We start from the raw sequence: 19,751 nt of genomic DNA on the forward strand, positions 1-19,751 counted from the left end.
CGGCGCCGGTGCGGGCCCGTGGTCAGGCGGTGGGGCGCTCGATGAGGAGCAGTCCCTGTTTGGTGTCCGAGAGGGTGATCCAGCCGTCGCCGAACTGGTAGGTGGTGCCGTACCCGTCCGCATCCGTCGCGATGGCGGTGTTCGCGTTCTCGGTGAGGTACGAGCCGCGGCTGTCCTCGACGGCGCGGAAGCCCTGGGCGAGCAGGTCGGTGCGCACGCTCGCCGCTTGCTCGGCGGAGATCGGCGCCCAACCGTAGATCTGCACGTGATCGCTGGCGATCGAGTAGTCGCCCCAGACGCACTGCAGGCCACCGGTGAGCACTGTGGACCCTGCGCGGAACGACTCCTGGCGGAAGGTCCAGCCCTGATCGGACAGACTCTTCACGACGCTCGGGTCGAGGATGCCGTCACATGTTGCCGCGGCGGCGGTGGCGGTACCCGTCGGCACGGGGGTTGCGCTGGCCGTGCCGGTCGCGGCAGGGGTCGAGGTGACAGGATTCGACGGCGCGGGGCTCGCGGTCGCCGTGCATCCCGTAAGGGCGACGAGCGCGAGCGCCGACGCGGTCAGCATCGTGGCACGTCGGGTCACGGGGCGGTCCCTTCGGCTCGGGCGACGGCGCCGAGGAACGCGTCGTGCAGTGCACCGTTGGTGGCCAGCACCGATCGGTCCGAGAGCGACGCGCTGCCGTCGATCGCGGTGACGCGTCCGCCGGCCTCGGCGATGATCGGGAACATCGGGGCGATGTCGTACTCCTTCACTCCGAACTCGGCGACGAACTCGAGCCGGCCCTCGGCGAGCAGCATGTACGGCCACGCGTCGCCGTAGCCTCGGTCACGCCACACGGTACGGGTGAGGGCGACGAGCTGGTCGAGGCGCCCGACCTCGTCCCACTGCTGAATGCTCTGGAAGCTGATGCTCGCCTCGGCGAGCGTGTCGACCGACGAGACGCCGAGGCGACGCGGTCCGGCGTCGGTCGCCGTCCACGCGCCCGATCCGGTCGCGCCCCACCAGCGGCGCCCGAGGGCGGGCTGGCTGACGACGCCGACCTGGGGCACGCCGTCGACGGCCAGGGCGATGAGCGTCGCCCACATCGGGATTCCCTTGAGGTAGTTCGCGGTGCCGTCGATGGGGTCGATGATCCATTGGCGGTGGGTCGATCCTTCGGCTCCGTACTCTTCGCCGAAGATGCCGTCGTCGGGGCGCTCACTGCCGAGGATCGCCCGGATCGCCCGCTCGGTCGCGAGGTCGGCCTCCGTCACGTGCGTCGCATCGGGCTTCACATCGATCTCGAGGTCGGCGGCGTCGAAGCGCGCCATCGTGACGGCGTCGGCCGCGTCCGCGAGGCGCAGCGCGAGCGCCAGATCGGCGGCGAAGAGACCGGATGCCGCGGCATCCCGGGCGTCGGCGGCGTCGGGAGTCACGGGCGCGGCGGTCATGGCTCCAGCCTATCCGGCGGTTCTCGGCCCGATTCGCGGCGCGGGACGCGGGATGATAACGTTGACCCTCGGTTCGACCGCGAGCTTTCGCAGCGCGAACCATGCACCTCTAGCTCAATCGGCAGAGCAACTGACTCTTAATCAGTGGGTTCTGGGTTCGAGTCCCAGGGGGTGCACCGCAGAAGGGCCTCGGCACGCGACAGCGTGGCCGAGGCCCTTCGTCATTGCCCCCACGGTCACAGGGCGGCACTGCGCACATCTGCCGGAAACACGAGGGAAACGGCCGTGTCTCCCGGGCGCGGAATGCTGGCGGCATGCCCGATTCTGCTGCATCCGCTCCCCGCCCGCTGCTCACGATCACCGATGCCGTCATCCTCTCGATGGTCGACGGCGAGGACTGGTTCCGCGGCTGGATCTCGGTCGGTGTCGACGGGCGCATCTCCGGCCTCGGGGTGGGTGACGCCCCGGCAGACGCCCTCACCGCCGCCGAGGTGGTGGATGCCGCCGGCGCCTTCGTCGCTCCCGGTTTCGTGTCGGCACACAGCCACATCTTCACGTCCGGCATGCGGGGCATGACCCCCGGAGACCCGCTCTACGGCTGGGTCGGCGTGCAGGCGCAGTTCATGTCGGGAACCGACGCCGACGACGTGTACTGGATGACGCTCCACGGCAGCCTCGACTTCCTCGTCAACGGCGTCACCTCGGCCTACAACTTCCTCTCGTCGCGGTTCCACAGCCGCTACGACGCGGCGAGCGACAGCCGCGTCATCCTCGCCGAGCTCGGCCCCGAGTACGTCTACCGGCAGGTGGATGCCGGCGCCGACGCGAACCTGCGCATGGTCAACGCGGTGCGCATCGACTCCGAGCTGCAAAGCGCCGATCGTGCGCACGGGGTGTTCGCCGATGCGATGGACTACGTGCGCACCGCCATCCCGCGCGAACTCGACCTCGGCGGCTCGGTGTTCGGCGCGCAGCAGTGGAGTGACAGTCCCGAGACGGCCGCGCACGAGGCGGCGATGATGGACGCCCACGGGGTGAGCAACCAGGCGCACTTCCTCGAGACGAGCGAGGCGCTCGACCAGCAGCGCGAGAAGTTCGACTGGTACGAGCGCTCGGGAGCGCTGCGTCCCGGCTTCCTGTTCGGCCACTTCGTGCACCCCGACGAGCACATGTCCCGCACCGCCGCGGAGCGCGGCGCCGGCATGGTGTGGCAGCCCGCCTCCAACGGCCGGCTCGCCTCGGGCTTCGCCGACATCCCGCGCTACCGCGAACTGGGCATGCCGATCGGAGTGGGCCTCGACGACCAGTCGTGCACCGACATCTCCGACCCCTTCCAGAACATGCGCATCGGCATGTACGCGCAGCGTGCCCTGCACCGGGATGCCGCGATCATCATGCCGCGCGAGATGATCCGCATGCACACGCTCGGCGGTGCCGAGGCGCTGGGTGTGGGGGACCGCATCGGATCGCTCGCGGTGGGGAAGTTCGCCGACCTCGTGATCGTCGACCCGCGGCATCCCGACACCGGACCCGTCTGGGACCCCTTCGCCCACTACGCGTTCGCGTGCGGACTGCGAAACCTCACCCACGTATACGTCGGTGGCCGGCTCGTCGCCCGTGACGGGGTGAGCACCCACCCGCTCGCGGCGACCGCGTCGCTCGAACTGCACGACCGCGTGCGGTCGGCCGCCGCCCGTGCGGGGCTGGCGGCCGACCTGGCGTGGTGATCGGGGGGATCAGGCGGCGTCGCCGATGAGCACCGCGGCGCCCTCTTCGGCCTCGTCCGCCTCGCGCACGTCGATGCGTGCGAGCTTCGGGCGTCCGACGAGGATCGCCCCGGCGGAGATCAGCACCGCGAGCGCGGCGACCCAGTAGGGCACCGACGCGTTCGCCGCGTGCCACAGGAACGCGGCGAGCGGCGGAGCGGCGGCGCCGCCCAGGAACCGCACCGCGGAGTACGCCGACGACGCCACCGCGCGCGGCAGATCGGTCGCCTCCATCACCGACTCGGTGAGCACGGTGTTCATGATGCCCAGCATCAGACCGCCCACGATGATGCACACGACCAGAGCGGTGGGGGAGGTCACGAGCACACCCGCGACGACCAGGTCGATCGCCAGGAGCGGCAGTGTGATGAGCATGGCGGTGCTGCGGGTCATCCGCTTGAGCATCAGGGGTGCGACCCAGACGCTCGTGATCGCGACGGCGATGCCCCACCCGAAGAAGGTGAACCCGATGCCCATCGCGCCGAACCCCAAGGGGAAGGGCGAGAAGGCGAGCAGCGTGAAGAACCCGATGTTGTAGAAGAGCGCCGCGACCGCGAGGATCGCCAGCGACGGGTTGCCGAGCGCCCGGAACGGCGCCGAGAACGCCACTGGCGTGCGCTTCTCACCCTTGGTGCGCAGCAGGATCGCGATCGCGACGAACGCCACCGCCATCAGCACCGAGACACCGAAGAAGGGCCACTTCCAGCTCACCTCGCCGAGCAGGCCGCCGAGCAGCGGGCCGACAGCGATGCCGATGCCGAGCGCCGCCTCGTAGAGCATGATGGCCGCCCCCGAGCCGCCGGCCGCAGCGCCCACGATCGTGGCGAGGGCGGTCGAGATGAAGAGCGCGTTGCCGAGGCCCCAGCCCGCCCGGAAGCCGATGACCGCCTCGACCGACCCGCTGAGACCGGCGAAAAGGGCGAACACCACGATGAGCGCGAGACCGATCAGCAGGGTCGCCTTCGCTCCGATGCGGCTCGAGATCCAGCTCGTGACGAGCATCGCGAGAGCGGTCACGAGCAGATAGCTCGTGAACAGCAGCTCGGTCTGCACCGGTGTCGCCTGCAGGGACTCGGCGATCGCCGGGAGGATGGGGTCGACCAGGCCGATACCCATGAACGCGACCACGCAGGCGACGGCGACCGCCCACACCTGCAGCGGCTGACGCAGAACGGATGCCCCGGTGCCCCCGCCGCTCATCGGGCCACAGCCGGCGAGACGGCCGTGCGATCGGCGAGGATCTGCGAGGCGCGACGGAGGGTCTCCCACTCGTCGTCGGCGAGGTCGGTGAACAGCGGTTCGATCGCCGCGACGAGGTCGGCACGCCAGCGATCGAGCGCCGCACGGCCGTCGGCGGTGAGGTCGACGACGGTCGCGCGCGAGTCCTCCGGGTCGCCGGCGCGGGTCACGAGGCCCTCGTCGACCAGCTGGCCGACGAGGCGGGTGACGACGGGCTGCGGCGTGCGCGCGAACTGCGCGAGCGCGCCGACGCGGAGCGCGCCCTCTCCGTTCAGCGCACTGAGCATGCGCCACTGCGCGGCCGGCACCTCGCTGCCGGTGCGGACGGCGGCGATGCGCGTGAGCGCGTGGGCGGCGGTCACGATCCTCTCGATATCCTTGGTGCGAGTCATACCGGAAGTATATACCCCGAGTATGTAATGCGATTGACCCCCGAGGGGATCGGCGGAGCTTCACGCGCACCGCCTTGACATCGCGGCATCCGACTTCTTAGTCTCGCAATACCTGAATCAGCTTTCAGGAAGTCCTTCCAAGGGTGAAAGGCAATCACATGCGAGTTACGAAGAAGTTGCTCCTCGGGGCGGTGATCGCGAGCGCCGCCATCGGCCTCAGCGCATGCGCCCCCGGAACCGGCGCCGGGGCAGGCAGCACCGCCTCGGGTCCGTCGGAGGTCACCGTCGGCGTGATCACGAGCGAGACCGGAGCCCTCGCGGGCTACGGCAAGCAGTACCTGGACGGCTTCAAGGCCGGCCTGAACTACGCGACCGGCGGCACGAACACGATCGACGGCACCAAGATCACCGTCGACTACCGGGATGACGCGGGCAACCCCGACACCGCCGTCACCGCGGCGAAGGATCTGATCGGTCAAGGCGTCAACATCCTCGCGGGCTCGGCCTCGTCGGGCGTGGCGCTCAAGCTCGCCGACCAAGCCGCACAGAACAAGGTGCTGTTCATCTCGGGTCCCGCGGCCACCGATGCCATCACCGGCGCCAACAAGTACACGTTCCGCTCCGGCCGTGAGAGCGCGCAGGACGTCGCCACCGCCGGCACGTTCCTGCCCGACATCAGCGGCAAGAACGTCGTCGTCTTCGCTCAGAACAACGCGTTCGGGCAGGGCAACGTCGCCGCCGTCAAGGCGATCCTCGGGGCCAAGGGCGCGACCGTGACGCCCGTGCTCGTCGCCGAGGACGTGACCGAGTTCACCCCGTTCGCCCAACAGGTGCTCAGTGCCAAGCCCGACCTCGTCTTCGTCGCGTGGGCCGGCGCCACCACCGGTGCGATGTGGCAGGCGCTCAGCCAGCAGGGCGTGCTCGACCAGATCCCGGTCGTCACCGGGCTCGGCGATTCGTCCACGTTCAACGCCTACGGCGATGCGTCCACGAAGATCAAGTTCCTGAACCACTACTTCCCGGGCGCCCCGTCGAACGACGTGAACACCAAGATGATCGACCTCATCACGCAGGCCGGCGGCACGCCCGATCTGTTCAGCCCCGACGGCTTCAACGCGGCGCTGATGATCGTGCACGCCATCCAACAGGGCAAGGGGGACGTCGATCAGATGATCTCGTCGCTCGAGGGCTACACCTTCGACGGTCCGAAGGGGAGCAACACCGTGCGCGCCGCCGACCACGCCCTGATCCAGGACATGTACCAGGTGAAGCTCGTCGCGAACGGCTCGTCGTTCACGCCCCAGCTGGTCGACACGGTCAAGGGCGCGGATGTCGCCCCCGCACCCGTGACGATGAAGTAGCCGGAGGCCGCATGTCCAGCTCCACCCCGCCCGCCCTCGAGATCGCCGGCCTCGGCCGGCAGATCGGTGGCGCGACGATCCTGAAGGACGTGGACCTCACGGTCCCGGCCGGCTCCTCCGTCGGGGTCATCGGCCCCAACGGAGCAGGGAAGACCACCCTGTTCAACGCCGTGTCCGGACTCGTCAAGCCCACGTCCGGCTCCATCCGCCTCCACGGCTCCGACGTCACGCGCACGTCGGTCCCGCGCCGAGCGCGGGCGGGGCTGGGGCGCACCTTCCAGACCTCGAGTCTGTTCCCGCGGCTGAGCGTTCTCGAGAACGTGCGCCTGGCCGCCCAGGCTCAGCTCGGCGGCAGCTACTCGCTGCTGCGCTTCCCCGGGCGAGCGGATGCCGCGACCCGCCGCGCACACGCCGCGCTCGAGGAGGTCGGTCTCGACCACAAGCTCGACGCCTTCGCCGGCGACATCTCGCACGGCGACAAGCGCAAACTCGAGATCGCCGTGCTGCTCGCAACCGACGCCGACGTGGTGCTCCTCGACGAGCCCATGGCCGGCGTCGGGTCCGGTGACGTGCCGGGCCTCGTCGACACCATCCGCCGCATGCAGAGCGAGAAGAACTGCACCGTGCTCATGGTCGAGCACCACATCGACGTGCTCCTCGGCTTCGTCGACAAGGTCGCCGTCATGTACTTCGGCAGCATCATCGCCTTCGACGACCCCGCCGAGATCATGGCGAACCCGGTCGTGCAGCAGGCCTACCTGGGGACGGCGGCATGAGCGCGGCATCCGAATCGATCCTCGAGGTCGCGAACCTGCGGGCGACGATCGGCGGCCAACAGGTCGTCGAGGATGTCTCGTTCTCGGTGCCCGCGACCGGCATCACCGCGGTACTCGGCCGCAACGGCGTCGGCAAGACCTCGACGCTGCGTGCGATCCTCGGGCTGATCTCCCGCCGTGGGCAGGTGACGCTCGCGGGGGAGCGGATCGACGGGCTCTCCACCCATCGCATCGTGCAGCGGGGTGTGGGGTACGTGCCCGAGGACCGAGAGGTCTTCGCCGGCCTCACGGTGGCCGAGAACCTCGCCCTTGCAGAGCGGCAGCGCAACCCGCGCCGCGAGTTCGTCGCCGAGCTGTTCCCCGACCTCGTCGCACGCCGCAATCAGGCCGCCGGCACGCTCTCGGGCGGACAGCAGCAGATGGTCTCGGTCGCCCGGGCACTGCTCAACGACAACCGCATCCTGCTGGTCGACGAGCCGACCAAGGGGCTCGCGCCGAAGATCGTGACAGAAGTGGCGGATGCCCTCGCAGAGGCGGCGCGCACGGTGCCCATCCTGCTCGTCGAGCAGAACCTCGAGGTGGTGCGCCGGCTCGCCGGACCCGCGATCGTCATCAGTGGCGGGCGCGTGGTGCACACCGGCACCGCCGCCGGCATCCTCGACGACCCCGACCTCACGCGACGGCTGCTCGGAGTGCATGCGGAGGTGACCGCATGAGCTCCCTCGTGCTCGTCCTGATCACGGGCGTCGGCCTCGGCGCCCTCTACTTCCTCATCGCCTCGGGCCTCAGCCTCATCTACGGGCTCATGCACGTGCTGAACTTCGCCCACGGAGCCTTCCTGACGCTCAGCGCGCTGGTCGGCTGGGAGGTCGCGCGCCGCATGGACACCTCGTCCTGGGGTGGCTTCCTGCTCTCGATCCTGGCGGGCGCTGTCGTCGGCGCCGTGTTCGCGGCGGTCACCGAGTTGGCGCTGATCCGCCCCCTCTACGAACGTCACATCGAACAGGTGCTGGTGACCGTCGGGCTCTCGTTCGCCGCCGTCGCCCTGTTCGAGGGCATCTGGGGAACCGATCCGATCTACATCAAGGGTCCCGAGTGGCTCGTGCAGACGACCGACGTGCTGGGAGCGCGCATCCCGAACACCTACTGGGTGCTGATGCTCGCCGCCGCGCTCGTGCTCGCCGCACTCGTCGTGTTCCTGCGGCGCACGCGGTACGGCATGATCATCCGCGCCGGCGTCGAGAACCGGCAGATGGTGACCGCGCTCGGCATCGACGTCCGTCGCTCGTTCACCCTCGTCTTCGCCATCGGCGGGGCGGCTGCCGGCATCGGCGGCGTGCTCGCGGCGCAGTACACCGGATATGTCTCGGCTCAGCTCGGGCAGACTCTGCTCATCTTCGCGTTCATCGTCACGGTCATCGGCGGCCTCGGCTCGCTCGCGGGCGCGGCGATCGCGTCGGTGATCGTCGCTGTGCTGCAGCAGTTCTCGAACTTCTTCCTCGGCGGCACCGGCGACTTCATCGTGGTCGTGCTGCTCGCGGTCGTGCTGCTGGTGCGCCCGCGCGGACTCCTCGGGAGGGCGGCATGACCGCGGCATCCATCTCGCAGCCCCGCCCGGTGCGGCGCGCACTCGTGCCGGCGATCGTCGGCGTCGTCCTCGTCGCTGTGCTCGCCGTGCTGCCCCTGCTCGACCTGTCGATCCCCGGCATCCTCCCCGGGCCCACCTACACGGCGGGCAGTCTGCAGCTCATGGCCCTGTGCATGGTCTTCGCCGCTCTCGCGCTGTCGTACAACATGCTGCTCGGCACCGCGGGACTGCTCTCCTTCGGGCACGCCCTCTACTTCGGGGCGGGGGCGTACGGCCTCGGCATCGTGCTGCAGTACGCCGGTGTGCCGCTGTGGCCGGGCGTGCTGATCGCCCTGATCGGCGGCCTCGCGATCGCGGCGCTCACCGGCGCGATCAGCATGCGGGTGACCGGCATCCCGTTCGCGATGGTGACGCTGGCATTCGCCCAGGCAGGCTCCGTGCTCGTGCGCCGCAACCAGGAGGTCACCGGAGGCGAAGAGGGACTCGCCCTCCCGACCGGCTCGGTTCCGGATGCACTGCTCGGGGTCGCGAACACCCGAAACCTCTACTGGATCGCCCTCGTGGTGGTCGTGCTCGTCTATCTCGTCGCGCTCTGGGTCGACAGTTCGCGCCTCGGGCACCTTGCGCGAGCAGCGCGCGAGAACGATCAGAGGGTGCAGATCCTCGGACTGCGCCCCTACACCGCGAAACTCCTGGTGTTCGTCGTCGCCGCCGGATGCGCCGCGGCCGCCGGTGTCGCCTACATGCTCCTGCAGTCGGGCACTCAGCCGCGGGCGGTGTCGGCCGACCTCACGATCACGATCCTCGTGATGGTCGTGCTCGGCGGTGTCGGGTTCCGCTGGGGAGCGGTGATCGGCGGGGTGGTCTACACGCTCCTCGACCAGCGCCTCACAGTGCTCGCCCGCACCGACGCGATCGCCGGCCTTCCCGACGTGCTGCGCGTGCCGCTCTCCGAACCGCTGTTCCTGCTGGGCGTACTGTTCATCATCGTGGTGATGTTCCTGCCCGGTGGGATCGCCGGCACCGTCGACCAGCTTGCGCGGCGGCGACGCTCGGCGCGTCGCGCGACGCCCCTGACCGAGCTGGATGCTGCGGAGGACCGCGTCGAGGCGCGAGTATGAACGCCCTCGACCTGACACCGCTCGTCGACGAGCCGCACACCGTCGCGCGCTGGGTGCGCGACCGGGCGCGGCTGTCGCCGGCGTCCACCGCGATCGATGACCGAGGGGTTCGCATCGACTACGCGACGCTCGCCGAGCGCGTCGCGGGGTTCGTCGAGGCGTTGCGTGCGGCGGGCTACGGTGCGGGCGACCGCGTCGCCACCGTGTCGGGCAACTCGATCGACCATGTCGTGGCGTTCTTCGGCTGCGCGTCGGTCGGCGCGGCATTCGTTCCGCTGTCGTGGCGGGCAGCCGCCGGTGAACTCGCCGCCCTGATCGCACGCGCGCGGCCGCAGCTGCTCCTCGTCGACGATGAGTACGCGGGGCTCGTCGCCGAGGCACGCACGCACCTGGACACGGTGCCGCCCGTCGCCGTGCTCGGCGGTCACACCTCCGAGCGGGTGTTGCCGCCGCGGCATCCCGACCACGGCGCCGCACCGCGCCCCCGCGGGGTGCGCGACGACGATCCGCTACTCGTCATCTTCACCTCCGGAAGCGAGGCGAGCCCGAAGGGGGTCGTGCTCACCCACGCCAACTGCTTCTGGAACAACCTCGCCCTCGCCGGCGCGATCGAGATCGCCGCCCACGACGTCGTGCTCACGATGCTCCCGCAGTTCCACATCGCGGCATGGAACGTGCAGCCGCTGCTCGCGTGGTGGGCGGGCGCGACCGTCGTGCTCGAGCGGTCCTTCCAGCCCTCGCGTGTGCTGCCGCTCATCGCCGACCGGGGTGTGACCGTCATGATGGGCGTGCCCACGCAGTACCGACTGCTCGCCGACGACCCGAGATTCGCGGCATCCGATCTGTCGTCCCTGCGCGTCGCGCAGGTCGGCGGCGCGACGATGCCCGCCGACCTCCACGCCACGTGGCGCGCGCGGGGGGTGCGTCTCGCCCAGGGCTACGGCCTCACCGAGGCCGGCCCCAACGTGCTCACCGTGCCGGGGGAGACAGACGACCTCGTCGGCACCGTCGGACGCCCCTATCGCCACGTCGACGTCGCTCTCATCGATCCCGAGACCGGCGACCTGCTCGACGGCGCCGCCACCGGCGAGCTGGTCGTGCAGGGGCCGAGCGTGACGCCCGGCTACCTCGATGACCCCGACGCGACGGCGCGGGCCTTCGTGGGTGGCTGGCTGCGCACCGGCGACCTCGCCGCGCGCGACGCGCGCGGCGTCTACCGCATCGTTGACCGGCGTAAGGAGATCTTCATCTCCGGTGGCGAGAACGTCGCCCCCGCGGAGGTCGAGGCGGCGCTGCGCACGCATCCGCTCGTCGTCGACGCGGCGGTGGTCCCCGTGCCCGACCGGGTGTGGGGAGAGCGCGGTGTCGCGTTCGTCACGCTCGCTCAGCGGGCAGTGGTCGGTGAGGACGAGCTCGACGCGCACGCCCGCGGCATCCTCTCCTCCGTCAAGGTTCCGGTGCGATTCGTCGTGGTCGACGAGCTGCCCCGGTCCGCGGTCGACAAGATCGCCCGTCGGCGGCTGCGCGAACGCGCCGCCGCCCTCGTCCTCGAGCCCCGGAGGATCGATGAACACTCCCGATGACGCCCTGACGGATGCCGCGGCCTCCCCGGTCTCCCAGGCGACCGGCCGGCCTCTCACCAAGCGCGGTGAGGCGACCCGTCGACGCATCCTCGAGGCCGCCGAGCAGGTGTTCGCCGACCTCGGCTACCACGAGGCATCCATCGTGAAGATCACCGAGCGCGCCGGAGTGGGCCTCGGTACCTTCTACCTCTACTTCGACTCGAAGCAGTCGATCTTCGAGGCGCTCGTGCTCGACCTCAACCAGCGGGTGCGCCACGCGATGGGGGAGGCGATGGTCGGGGCGCGGTCACGGCTCGAGGCGGAACACGCCGGGTTCGCGGGGTTCTTCCGCTTCACGGCCGACCACCCGGCGCTCTACCGGGTCGTGCGCGAGGCCGAGTTCGTCTCACCCGCGCTGCTGCGCCTGCACTACACGCGCATCGTCGACGGCTACGAGGCGGGGCTTCGCGCCGCCCAGCAGGACGGCGATGTCGATGCCGGGCTCGATCCGGCCGTGGCTGCGTGGGCGCTCATGGGCGCGGGAGAGCTGATCGGCATGCGGTACCTGCTGTGGGAGAGGGATGCCACGGGCGCGATGCCCGCGCAGATCCCGTCGGACGTGTTCGCGGCGATGACGCGGTTCATCGACAACGCTCTCGCGCCCCGCCCCTCGACCATCGGCGCGCCGGTCGTGCGCGCCACCGAGGAAGGAATCGAATCGTGAGCACCGATCTGGCAGGCAGACGCGCCGTCGTGACGGGAGGGGCGAGCGGCATCGGGTTCGCCTGCGCCTCGCAGTTCGCGGCCCGCGGCGCCACCGTCGTCATCGCGGACCTCAACGCCGAGGCCGCCGAGAAGGCGGCGGCGGCGATCGGGGGCGAGACGTGGGTCGTCGACCTCGGTGACACCGCGGCGCTCGACGCGCTCACCCTCGACGCCGACATCCTCGTGAACAACGCGGGAATCCAGCGCGTCGCCTCGATCGTCGATTTCGACCCTGACGCGTTCCGCCTCATCCAGCGCATCATGCTCGAGGCGCCGTTCCTCCTGATCCGCGCGGCGCTCCCCGGCATGTACGAGCGCGGCTGGGGCCGCATCGTCAACATCTCGAGCGTGCATGGGCTTCGTGCGAGCGCATTCAAGTCGGCGTACGTCGCCGCCAAGCACGGCCTCGAGGGTCTCTCGAAGGTGACGGCGCTCGAGGGGGCCGAGCACGGCGTCACCAGCAACTGCATCAATCCCGGATACGTGCGCACGCCGCTGGTCGAGAAGCAGATCGCCGACCAGGCGAAGGTGCACGGCATCCCCGAGGACGAGGTGGTCGAGAAGGTCATGCTGACCGAGGCCGCGATCAAGCAGCTCGTCGAGGCCGATGATGTCGCGTCGCTCGTGGGCTGGTTGGTCTCGGATGCCGCGGCGATGGTCACCGGTGCGTCGTACACCATGGACGGCGGATGGTCCGCACGATGAGCGCCCATGTCGCTCATCCCCTCGACGTGGCCGTCGAGGGCGGCACCCTTCACGCGATCGTCTGGGAGCCGGTGGACGAGGTTCTCGGCGAGGTCGTGCTCGTGCACGGCGTCACCTCGTCCCTGCACGCCTGGGACGATGTCGTGCCGCTGCTTCCCGGCTACCGGCTGATCGCCCCCGACCTGCGCGGACGCGGGGCGAGCAACGGCATCACGCATCCCGCCGGGATGGCGGCCCATGCCGCCGACCTGGCCGCGCTCCTCGACGCCGCCAACGTGACGAGCTCCCTGGTGGTCGGCCACTCGATGGGCGCGTTCGTGTCGCTCGCGTTCGCCTACCTCTACCCGGAGCGCGTGAGTCGTCTGCTGCTCATCGACGGCGGGCTGCCGCTCGACGTGCCCGCGGGGCTCGACACCGACACGCTCGTCGCGGCGATCCTGGGGCCGACGGCCGAACGGCTCTCCCGCCGCTTCGCGAGCGTCGACGACTATCTCGACTTCTGGCGGGTGCATCCCGCGTTCCGGGACGACTGGTCGGCGACCCTCGAGGACTACCTCGCCTACGACCTCGTCGATGACGGCGCCGGGATGCTGCGTCCCGCCACGAGCTACGAGATCACCGCCGCGGACACGCTCGACATGAACACCGGTGATGTGCTGCCGGCGGCTCTCGCCGCGCTCGCACATCCGACGCGGTTCCTGACGGTGCCGCGCGGCCTGCAGAACGAGGAGCCGGGGCTCTACGCCCCCGACTACCTGGAACGCCTGCTCCCGACCGTTCCCGGTGTCGTGCATTCCCGCATCCCCGGTTTCAATCACTACACGATCGTGCTGTCCGGGGGCGGCGCGGCGATCGTCGCCGCCGAGATCCGCGAGCAGGTGGCCGCGGCATCCGACTCGGTCTGACGCCCGGGCTCAGTTCCCCCCGGCGCGGTGCCCCGCGATGCGGGTCGTCAGCTGGTGGGCGTGCGCGAGCAGGATGCGTCCGATCTCGGCGCGGCGCTCGGGGGCGAAGCGGAAGTCGACGCCGGTGAGGCTCAGCGCCCACTGCGGGTGACCGTCGCGGGTGAAGACGGCCGCGCCCATGCCGTAGCTGCCCTCGACGATGAGGCCGGGATTGACGGCGTAGCCGCGCTCGACCGTCTCGGCCATGCGGGCGCGCAGGCGGTCCTGTCGGTGAGCCGCTCCCCAGGCGCGGGGGAGGTCGGGATGCCGCTCGAAGTAGGCGTCCACATCGTGGTCGGGGAGGAACGAGAGGATGGCGAGCCCCGCCGAGGCGACACCGAGGGGGAACCGCACGCCCTCCGACAGCACCCGCGAGCGGATCGGGAACGACCCCTCCTCTTCGAGCAGGCACACCGTCTCGTCGCCACGCCGCACCGACAGGAACGCGCTCTCCTCGGTGCGCACCGCGAGTGAGCGCACGATGTCGCGGGCGACGCCGGTCACGTCGTAGCGAGCGGCGGCTACCGTGCCCATGAGATACAGCTCGGGGCCTGGGCGCCAGCTGGCGGCGGACTCGTCGAGGTCGACCAGGCCCTCGTGCCGCAGCGCCGTGAGCAGGCGGTGCGCGGTGGGCCGGGTGAGTCCCGTGGCCCGCGCGGCATCCGTCACGCTGACGCCGTCGGCGCCGGCGCGGGTCACGACCCGCAGCAGGGCGGCGGCGCGGGCGACGGCCTGCGCTCCCGGAACCGTCGTCGTGGTGTCCATGATGTGGACACTATGCGCCTATTCGCCCACATCGCAAGCACCTGATGGGCAGGATGCCGCACCCCGGCGAGACTCGGGGAGGACTCACCGACGACCACCCACGATCCGCTCGACGAAGGAGTGACCCGTGATCGACAAAGAAGTCGCGACGCCTGCCGAGGCCGTCGCCGACATCCCCGACGGCGCCAGCCTGGCGGTCGGAGGCTTCGGCCTCTCCGGCAACCCGATGGCCCTCATCGACGCCCTGCTCGCGCAGGGCACGAGCGACCTCTCGATCGTCTCGAACAACTGCGGCGTCGACGACTGGGGTCTCGGCGTGCTGCTGAACGCCCGCCGCATCCGCAAGATGACGTCGTCGTACGTGGGGGAGAACAAGGAGTTCGAGCGGCAGTTCCTCTCGGGCGAGCTCGAGCTCGAGCTCACCCCGCAGGGAACCCTCGCCGAGAAGCTGCGCGCCGGCGGATCGGGCATCGCCGCGTTCTACACGCAGTCGGGCGTCGGCACGCAGGTCTCGGAGGGCGGGCTTCCCCGCCGCTACGACGGCTCCGGAGGCGTCGCCGTCGCGTCGCCCGCCAAGGACGTGCGCTCCTTCGACGTCTCGGGTCGGGCCCGCGACTACGTGCTCGAGGAGGCGATCGTCACCGACTTCGCGCTCGTGCACGCGTGGCGGGGGGACCGCCACGGCAACCTCGTGTTCCACAAGGCGGCGCGCAACTTCAACCCGCTCGCCGCGATGGCCGGGCGCATCTGCATCGTGCAGGTCGAGGAGCTCGTCGAGCCCGGAGTGCTCGACCCCGACGCCGTGCACCTGCCCGGCGTCTACGTGCACCGCATCGTCGAGGTCGGCACCGGCATCGAGAAGCGCATCGAGAAGCGCACCGTCACGGCGCGAGGGGGGGGCATGACCATGGCGCTCACGCGCACCGAGATGGCCGCGCGCGCGGCTCAGGAGCTCGCCGACGGCTCGTACGTCAACCTGGGGATCGGCCTGCCGACCCTCGTGCCGAACTACGTGCCCGCGGGCGTGACGGTGGTGCTGCAGTCCGAGAACGGCATTCTCGGCGTCGGCCCGTACCCTTTCGACGAGGACGTCGATCCCGATCTCGTCAATGCCGGCAAGGAGACCGTGACCGTGCTTCCGGGTGCCGCGTTCTTCGACTCGGCGACGAGCTTCGGCATGATCCGTGGCGGCAAGATCGACGCCGCGATCCTCGGGGCCATGCAGGTCTCGGCCACGGGCGACCTCGCGAACTGGATGATCCCCGGGAAGATGGTCAAGGGCCCGGGCGGCGCGATGGACCTCGTGCACGGAGCGGCGAAGGTCGTCGTCCTCATGGAGCACGTCGCGAAGGACGGCTCCCCGAAGATCGTCGACGCGTGCAGCCTGCCGCTCACGGGCCGCGGGGTCGTCGACCGGATCATCACCGACCTCGCCGTGATCGACGTGACTCCCGACGGACTCGTGCTGACCGAGCTCGCGCCGGGTGTCACGATCGACGAGGTCGTCGCCGCGACCGAGCCCGCGCTCGTCATCGCCGACACGCTTAAGGTGGACGCATGATCTCCGACGACGTCGTCATCGTTGCCGCCGCGCGCACCCCGCAGGGGCGGCTGCTCGGCCAGCTCGCGCCCTTCACCGCGGTGCAGCTCGGATCCTTCGCCGTCACCGGCGCGCTCACCCAGGGGGGCATCCCCGCCGGTGCCGTCGATGCGGTGATCGTCGGGCAGGTCCTTCCGGCGGGGTCGGGTCAGAACCCGGCGCGACAGGTCGCGATCGGCGCGGGGATCGGGTGGGATGTCCCGGCTCACAGCGTGAACAAGGTGTGCCTCTCGGGCCTCACGGCCGTCATCGACGCGGCGCGCATGATCCGGCTCGGCGATGCGCGCGTCGTCGTGGCCGCGGGCATGGAGTCCATGACCCGGGCGCCGCACCTGATGATGAACTCCCGGTCGGGCTGGAAGTACGGCTCGGTCGAGGTTCTCGACCACATGGCCCTCGACGGGCTCACCGACGCCTACGAGCACGACAGCATGGGAGCCTCCACCGAACGGTTGAACCCGACCTATCAGCTCACCCGCACGCAGCAGGACCACGTCGCCGCCCTGTCCCATCAGCGAGCGGCTGCCGCGCAGGCGGCGGGGGTCTTCGACGGCGAGATCGTGCCGATCGAGGTGCCCCAGCGCAAGGGCGAGCCGCTGCGGCTGACCGCCGACGAGGGGGTGCGCCCGGAGACCACCATCGAGACGCTCGCGGCGCTGCGTCCGGCTTTCGCCGAGGGCGGCACCATCACCGCCGGCAACTCGTCGCCGATCTCCGACGGTGCCTCCGCGGTCGTGCTCACGACGCGGGCCCACGCCGACGATCAGGGCTGGACCGTGCTCGCCGCGGTCGGTGCCTCCGGCCAGGTGGCCGGCCCCGACAACTCGCTCCACGCGCAGCCCGCCCACGCCATCGAAGTGGCCGTGCAGAAGCACGGCATCACGGTCGGCGACCTCGACCTCATCGAGATCAACGAGGCGTTCGGGGCGGTGGTGGCGGCATCCACCGCTCGTCTCGGCGTCTCGGAGGAGATCGTCAACATCCACGGCGGGGGCATCGCGATCGGGCACCCGATCGGGGCATCCGGCAACAGGCTCGTCGTGCACGTGGTGCACGAGCTGGTGCGCCGGGGATCGGGCACCGCGGCCGTCGCGCTGTGCGGCGGCGGCGGTCAGGGCGACGCGCTGATCATCACGCGCTGATCATCACGCGCTGACAGCACGACGCCCGCCCTCTGCGGGAGGGCGGGCGTCGCCGTGTGTCGGGTGCGCTCAGCGGCGCAGGCGCTTGGCGAGCAGCTTCGCCTGCTTGTCGGCGACGGGGGAGTCGTTGCCGATCACGTGTCCGTGGCCGGCTCGGAAGGTGTCGACGATCGCGCCGATCGCGAGCGCAAGGGTGATGCCCCAGCTCAGCCACGCGAGCGCGGTGCGCCAGGTGAACGGCTCGTCGCTCCCGCGCAGACCGCGCAGCAGGGTGAATCCGCTCGTGATGGCGCCGATGATGCCCGTGCCGAAGAGGTACTTGCGCATGTGTCAACCGTAGTCGGCTCGCTGACGGGTGCGGATAGCCTGGACGGACCGAATCAGAGAGCAGGGCCCTTGTGACTCAGGCCGACTTCGTGGTCGTGGCAAACAGACTCCCGGTGGATCGCGACGACGACGGTGGCTGGCGGAATTCGCCGGGTGGTCTCGTCACCGCGCTCGAGCCGGTCATGCGCAAGCGTGACGGCGCGTGGGTCGGATGGCCCGGCAAAGCCGACCTGGAGCTCGACCCGCTCGAGGTCGACGGCATCTTCATCGTGCCGGTCGCGCTCTCCGCGGCGGAGGTCGAGAACTACTACGAAGGCTTCTCGAACGACACGATCTGGCCGCTGTACCACGACGTGATCGCGGCGCCGCGGTACAAGCGCATCTGGTGGGACACCTACGTGGCGGTGAACCGTCGTTTCGCTGAGGCGGCGGCGGAAGTCGCGGCCTCCGGCGCGACGGTCTGGGTGCAGGACTACCAGCTGCAGCTCGTTCCGGCGCTGCTGCGGGAGCTGCGGCCCGACCTGACGATCGGCTACTTCCATCACATTCCGTTCCCGGCATACGGGATCTTCGCCCAGCTGCCCTGGCGTCGTCAGGTGCTGGAGGGTCTCCTCGGCGCCGACGTCATCGGCTTCCAGCGAGTGGCCGACGCCGGCAACTTCGCCCGCGCCGTGCGCCGCCAGTTCCACTACGAGACGCGCGCCAGCGGCATCCGGGTGCCGACGCCCGACGGTGGCACGCGCCTCGCGCTCGCCAAGGCGTTCCCGATCTCGATCGACGCCGACTCCTACATCGAGCTCGCGCAACGGGAGGACGTGCGCGCGCGGGCGGCGGAGATCCGCGCGAGCCTCGGGAATCCCCGCAAGATCCTGCTGGGAGTCGATCGACTCGACTACACCAAGGGCATCCGCCACCGGCTGAAGGCGTTCGGTGAACTGCTGGGCGACGGCTCCCTCTCGGTCGAGGACGTCACCCTCGTGCAGGTCGCGAGCCCCAGCCGGGAGCGCGTCGAGGCGTACATGCAGCTGCGCGACGAGATCGAACTGACGGTGGGGCGCATCAACGGCGACCACGACACGATGGGGCACACGGCGATCCGCTACCTGCACCAGGCATACCCGCGCGAGGAGATGGTGGCGCTCTACCTCGCGGCCGACGTGATGCTCGTGACGGCGCTGCGCGACGGCATGAACCTCGTCGCGAAGGAGTACGTCGCCACCCGCACCGACAACCGCGGTGTGCTGGTGCTGAGCGAGTTCGCGGGAGCCGCCGACGAGCTGGGCAGTGCGCTGCTGATCAATCCCCACGACATCGACGGGGTGAAGGACGCCATCCGCCGCGCGATCGACATGCCGGCGGCCGAGCAGGGACGACGGATGCGGGCGCTGCGTCGCCGCGTGCTCGAACACGACGTCGAGGACTGGTCGCGCTCGTTCCTGGCGGCGCTCGACGCGACCCGCTCGGACGCCCGGTGACCGCGACCGCGCCGGAGGCGGCGACCGAGCGCATCGCTCGGGTCGCGGCATCCGATGTACTTCTCGTGGCACTCGATTTCGACGGCACCCTGTCGCACACGGTCGACGAGCCGATGTCGGCGCGCATGATCCCCGCCGCTCGCGCGGCGCTCGGTGCGCTGGCGGCTGCGCCCCGCACCCACGTCGCGCTCGTGTCGGGGCGCTCGCTCGCCGACCTGCGGGTGATCGCCGAGCACGACGACGCGTCGCCGTGGCACCTGGCGGGCTCGCACGGCATCGAGTACTGGCATCCGGGGGAGTCGGGCGTCGAGGGAGCGCCGACCTCCGAGGAGACGGCGACTCTTGACCAGCTGGCGGACACCGCCGAGGGTCTCGTCGCCGACCTCGACGGCGCCTGGATCGAACGCAAGAGCTTCGGCTTCGGTGTGCACACCCGGCTGAGCGAGCCGGATGCCGCGGCCACCGCCCAGCGGCGGGTCGACGACCTGGTGGCGCGCGAGGCGCCCGCCTGGCGACGTCGCACCGGGCACGACATCGTCGAGTACGCGTTCCGTGAGGGCGGGAAGGATGACGCGGTCCGCCGCCTCGCCGATCGCGTCGGTGCGACCGCCGTCGTGTTCGCCGGCGACGACGTCACCGACGAAGACGCGCTGCGCGCCCTGGGGCCGGCGGACCTCGGCGTGCGGGTCGGTGCGGGGGAGACCGCCGCGGCCGTGCGGGTGGGCTCGCCCGAGGAGCTCGCGGCCCTGCTGCAGCACCTCGCCGACGCCCGCGGCTGAGCGACCG

Annotated in this window: 20 protein-coding genes and 1 tRNA gene; 15 read left to right on the plus strand and 6 right to left on the minus strand. The window is 70.6% G+C overall.

The features are described 5' to 3' along the window. Positions 1-22 precede the first annotated feature (22 nt). On the minus strand, positions 23-589 hold the full coding sequence (locus tag BGO15_RS06895) for a DUF3558 domain-containing protein (RefSeq protein ID WP_056519904.1): 567 nt from the start codon (positions 587-589) through the stop codon (positions 23-25). Beyond that, a complete protein-coding gene (locus BGO15_RS06900) occupies positions 586-1,437 on the minus strand; it encodes an inositol monophosphatase family protein (RefSeq protein ID WP_082483036.1) in 852 nt (283 codons plus the stop codon). Before BGO15_RS06900 ends, BGO15_RS06895 begins: the two co-directional genes overlap by 4 nt. 103 nt (positions 1,438-1,540) lie before the next feature. Between BGO15_RS06900 and BGO15_RS06905 the strand changes: the two genes are divergently transcribed. Both BGO15_RS06905 and BGO15_RS06910 read left to right on the plus strand, forming a co-directional pair. Next, positions 1,541-1,613: transfer RNA gene (locus BGO15_RS06905), tRNA-Lys, on the plus strand. A gap of 138 nt (positions 1,614-1,751) precedes the next feature. After that, on the plus strand, positions 1,752-3,164 hold the full coding sequence (locus BGO15_RS06910) for an amidohydrolase family protein (protein WP_056207018.1): 1,413 nt from the start codon (positions 1,752-1,754) through the stop codon (positions 3,162-3,164). Between the two features lie 9 nt (positions 3,165-3,173). Here BGO15_RS06910 and BGO15_RS06915 read toward each other — a convergent pair whose 3' ends face one another. Beyond that, entirely contained in the window at positions 3,174-4,403 is a 1,230-nt protein-coding gene (locus tag BGO15_RS06915) for an MFS transporter (protein WP_056207017.1), read from the minus strand. Then, on the minus strand, positions 4,400-4,834 hold the full coding sequence (locus BGO15_RS06920; RefSeq protein ID WP_056207015.1) for a MarR family winged helix-turn-helix transcriptional regulator: 435 nt from the start codon (positions 4,832-4,834) through the stop codon (positions 4,400-4,402). Before BGO15_RS06920 ends, BGO15_RS06915 begins: the two co-directional genes overlap by 4 nt. A gap of 158 nt (positions 4,835-4,992) precedes the next feature. Here BGO15_RS06920 and BGO15_RS06925 point away from each other — a divergent pair, with 158 nt between their 5' ends. From BGO15_RS06925 to BGO15_RS06965, 9 genes are read left to right on the plus strand one after another with little or no spacing between them, the layout of a single operon-like run. Next, positions 4,993-6,195, plus strand: coding sequence for a substrate-binding domain-containing protein (locus BGO15_RS06925; protein WP_056207014.1), 1,203 nt, complete (start codon positions 4,993-4,995; stop codon positions 6,193-6,195). 11 nt (positions 6,196-6,206) lie between these two features. Further along, positions 6,207-6,971, plus strand: a complete 765-nt coding sequence (locus BGO15_RS06930) for an ABC transporter ATP-binding protein (RefSeq protein WP_056207012.1) — start codon at positions 6,207-6,209, stop codon at positions 6,969-6,971. Then, positions 6,968-7,687 carry an ABC transporter ATP-binding protein gene (locus tag BGO15_RS06935; protein WP_045248504.1) on the plus strand — a complete coding sequence of 240 codons (720 nt, stop codon included), beginning with the start codon at positions 6,968-6,970 and terminating at the stop codon, positions 7,685-7,687. The genes BGO15_RS06930 and BGO15_RS06935 overlap by 4 nt, the downstream gene beginning before the upstream one ends. Further along, positions 7,684-8,559, plus strand: coding sequence for a branched-chain amino acid ABC transporter permease (locus BGO15_RS06940; RefSeq protein ID WP_056207010.1), 876 nt, complete (start codon positions 7,684-7,686; stop codon positions 8,557-8,559). The genes BGO15_RS06935 and BGO15_RS06940 overlap by 4 nt, the downstream gene beginning before the upstream one ends. Further along, on the plus strand, positions 8,556-9,680 hold the full coding sequence (locus tag BGO15_RS06945; protein ID WP_056207008.1) for a branched-chain amino acid ABC transporter permease: 1,125 nt from the start codon (positions 8,556-8,558) through the stop codon (positions 9,678-9,680). The genes BGO15_RS06940 and BGO15_RS06945 overlap by 4 nt, the downstream gene beginning before the upstream one ends. After that, the gene (locus BGO15_RS06950) at positions 9,677-11,263 is read left to right on the plus strand and encodes a class I adenylate-forming enzyme family protein (RefSeq protein ID WP_056519902.1); all 1,587 of its coding nucleotides are present in this window, start codon (positions 9,677-9,679) and stop codon (positions 11,261-11,263) included. Before BGO15_RS06945 ends, BGO15_RS06950 begins: the two co-directional genes overlap by 4 nt. Further along, complete coding sequence (locus BGO15_RS06955) at positions 11,247-11,966, plus strand: TetR/AcrR family transcriptional regulator (RefSeq protein WP_048808881.1); 720 nt, start codon at positions 11,247-11,249, stop codon at positions 11,964-11,966. The genes BGO15_RS06950 and BGO15_RS06955 overlap by 17 nt, the downstream gene beginning before the upstream one ends. Then, on the plus strand, positions 11,960-12,712 hold the full coding sequence (locus tag BGO15_RS06960; RefSeq protein ID WP_156454823.1) for a 3-hydroxybutyrate dehydrogenase: 753 nt from the start codon (positions 11,960-11,962) through the stop codon (positions 12,710-12,712). The genes BGO15_RS06955 and BGO15_RS06960 overlap by 7 nt, the downstream gene beginning before the upstream one ends. Continuing rightward, positions 12,709-13,617, plus strand: a complete 909-nt coding sequence (locus tag BGO15_RS06965; protein ID WP_056207114.1) for an alpha/beta fold hydrolase — start codon at positions 12,709-12,711, stop codon at positions 13,615-13,617. The genes BGO15_RS06960 and BGO15_RS06965 overlap by 4 nt, the downstream gene beginning before the upstream one ends. Before the next feature lie 9 nt (positions 13,618-13,626). Here BGO15_RS06965 and BGO15_RS06970 read toward each other — a convergent pair whose 3' ends face one another. Continuing rightward, positions 13,627-14,421, minus strand: a complete 795-nt coding sequence (locus BGO15_RS06970) for an IclR family transcriptional regulator (protein ID WP_056207006.1) — start codon at positions 14,419-14,421, stop codon at positions 13,627-13,629. A gap of 127 nt (positions 14,422-14,548) precedes the next feature. Between BGO15_RS06970 and BGO15_RS14815 the strand changes: the two genes are divergently transcribed. Continuing rightward, positions 14,549-15,982, plus strand: coding sequence for a 3-oxoacid CoA-transferase subunit B (locus BGO15_RS14815; protein WP_416361456.1), 1,434 nt, complete (start codon positions 14,549-14,551; stop codon positions 15,980-15,982). Further along, positions 15,979-17,163 carry an acetyl-CoA C-acetyltransferase gene (locus BGO15_RS06985; RefSeq protein WP_045248496.1) on the plus strand — a complete coding sequence of 395 codons (1,185 nt, stop codon included), beginning with the start codon at positions 15,979-15,981 and terminating at the stop codon, positions 17,161-17,163. Before BGO15_RS14815 ends, BGO15_RS06985 begins: the two co-directional genes overlap by 4 nt. 69 nt (positions 17,164-17,232) lie before the next feature. Here the strand turns inward: BGO15_RS06985 and BGO15_RS06990 are convergent, their stop codons facing one another. After that, a complete protein-coding gene (locus tag BGO15_RS06990; protein ID WP_045248495.1) occupies positions 17,233-17,490 on the minus strand; it encodes a hypothetical protein in 258 nt (85 codons plus the stop codon). A 71-nt stretch (positions 17,491-17,561) separates the two neighbouring features. Here BGO15_RS06990 and otsA point away from each other — a divergent pair, with 71 nt between their 5' ends. Together otsA and otsB are read left to right on the plus strand one after the other, a co-directional pair. Beyond that, complete coding sequence (otsA, locus tag BGO15_RS06995) at positions 17,562-18,965, plus strand: alpha,alpha-trehalose-phosphate synthase (UDP-forming) (RefSeq protein ID WP_056207001.1); 1,404 nt, start codon at positions 17,562-17,564, stop codon at positions 18,963-18,965. Beyond that, the gene (gene otsB / locus BGO15_RS07000) at positions 18,962-19,744 is read left to right on the plus strand and encodes a trehalose-phosphatase (protein ID WP_056519896.1); all 783 of its coding nucleotides are present in this window, start codon (positions 18,962-18,964) and stop codon (positions 19,742-19,744) included. The genes otsA and otsB overlap by 4 nt, the downstream gene beginning before the upstream one ends. The last annotated feature ends 7 nt before the right edge of the window (positions 19,745-19,751 follow it).

The organism is Microbacterium sp. 71-23, assembly GCF_001897265.1.
Classification (GTDB): Bacteria; Actinomycetota; Actinomycetes; order Actinomycetales; family Microbacteriaceae; genus Microbacterium; species Microbacterium ginsengisoli.

Excerpts from the sequence above, each read along its gene's own strand:
- BGO15_RS06900 (WP_082483036.1), bottom strand. The coding sequence starts at position 1,437 with ATGACCGCCGCGCCCGTGACTCCCGACGCCGCCGACGCCCGGGATGCC.
- BGO15_RS06910 (WP_056207018.1), top strand. The coding sequence starts at position 1,752 with ATGCCCGATTCTGCTGCATCCGCTCCCCGCCCGCTGCTCACGATCACC.
- BGO15_RS06915 (WP_056207017.1), bottom strand. The coding sequence starts at position 4,403 with ATGAGCGGCGGGGGCACCGGGGCATCCGTTCTGCGTCAGCCGCTGCAG.
- BGO15_RS06920 (WP_056207015.1), bottom strand. The coding sequence starts at position 4,834 with ATGACTCGCACCAAGGATATCGAGAGGATCGTGACCGCCGCCCACGCG.
- BGO15_RS06925 (WP_056207014.1), top strand. The coding sequence starts at position 4,993 with ATGCGAGTTACGAAGAAGTTGCTCCTCGGGGCGGTGATCGCGAGCGCC.
- BGO15_RS06930 (WP_056207012.1), top strand. The coding sequence starts at position 6,207 with ATGTCCAGCTCCACCCCGCCCGCCCTCGAGATCGCCGGCCTCGGCCGG.
- BGO15_RS06935 (WP_045248504.1), top strand. The coding sequence starts at position 6,968 with ATGAGCGCGGCATCCGAATCGATCCTCGAGGTCGCGAACCTGCGGGCG.
- BGO15_RS06940 (WP_056207010.1), top strand. The coding sequence starts at position 7,684 with ATGAGCTCCCTCGTGCTCGTCCTGATCACGGGCGTCGGCCTCGGCGCC.
- BGO15_RS06945 (WP_056207008.1), top strand. The coding sequence starts at position 8,556 with ATGACCGCGGCATCCATCTCGCAGCCCCGCCCGGTGCGGCGCGCACTC.
- BGO15_RS06950 (WP_056519902.1), top strand. The coding sequence starts at position 9,677 with ATGAACGCCCTCGACCTGACACCGCTCGTCGACGAGCCGCACACCGTC.
- BGO15_RS06955 (WP_048808881.1), top strand. The coding sequence starts at position 11,247 with ATGAACACTCCCGATGACGCCCTGACGGATGCCGCGGCCTCCCCGGTC.
- BGO15_RS06965 (WP_056207114.1), top strand. The coding sequence starts at position 12,709 with ATGAGCGCCCATGTCGCTCATCCCCTCGACGTGGCCGTCGAGGGCGGC.
- BGO15_RS06970 (WP_056207006.1), bottom strand. The coding sequence starts at position 14,421 with ATGGACACCACGACGACGGTTCCGGGAGCGCAGGCCGTCGCCCGCGCC.
- BGO15_RS06985 (WP_045248496.1), top strand. The coding sequence starts at position 15,979 with ATGATCTCCGACGACGTCGTCATCGTTGCCGCCGCGCGCACCCCGCAG.
- BGO15_RS06990 (WP_045248495.1), bottom strand. The coding sequence starts at position 17,490 with ATGCGCAAGTACCTCTTCGGCACGGGCATCATCGGCGCCATCACGAGC.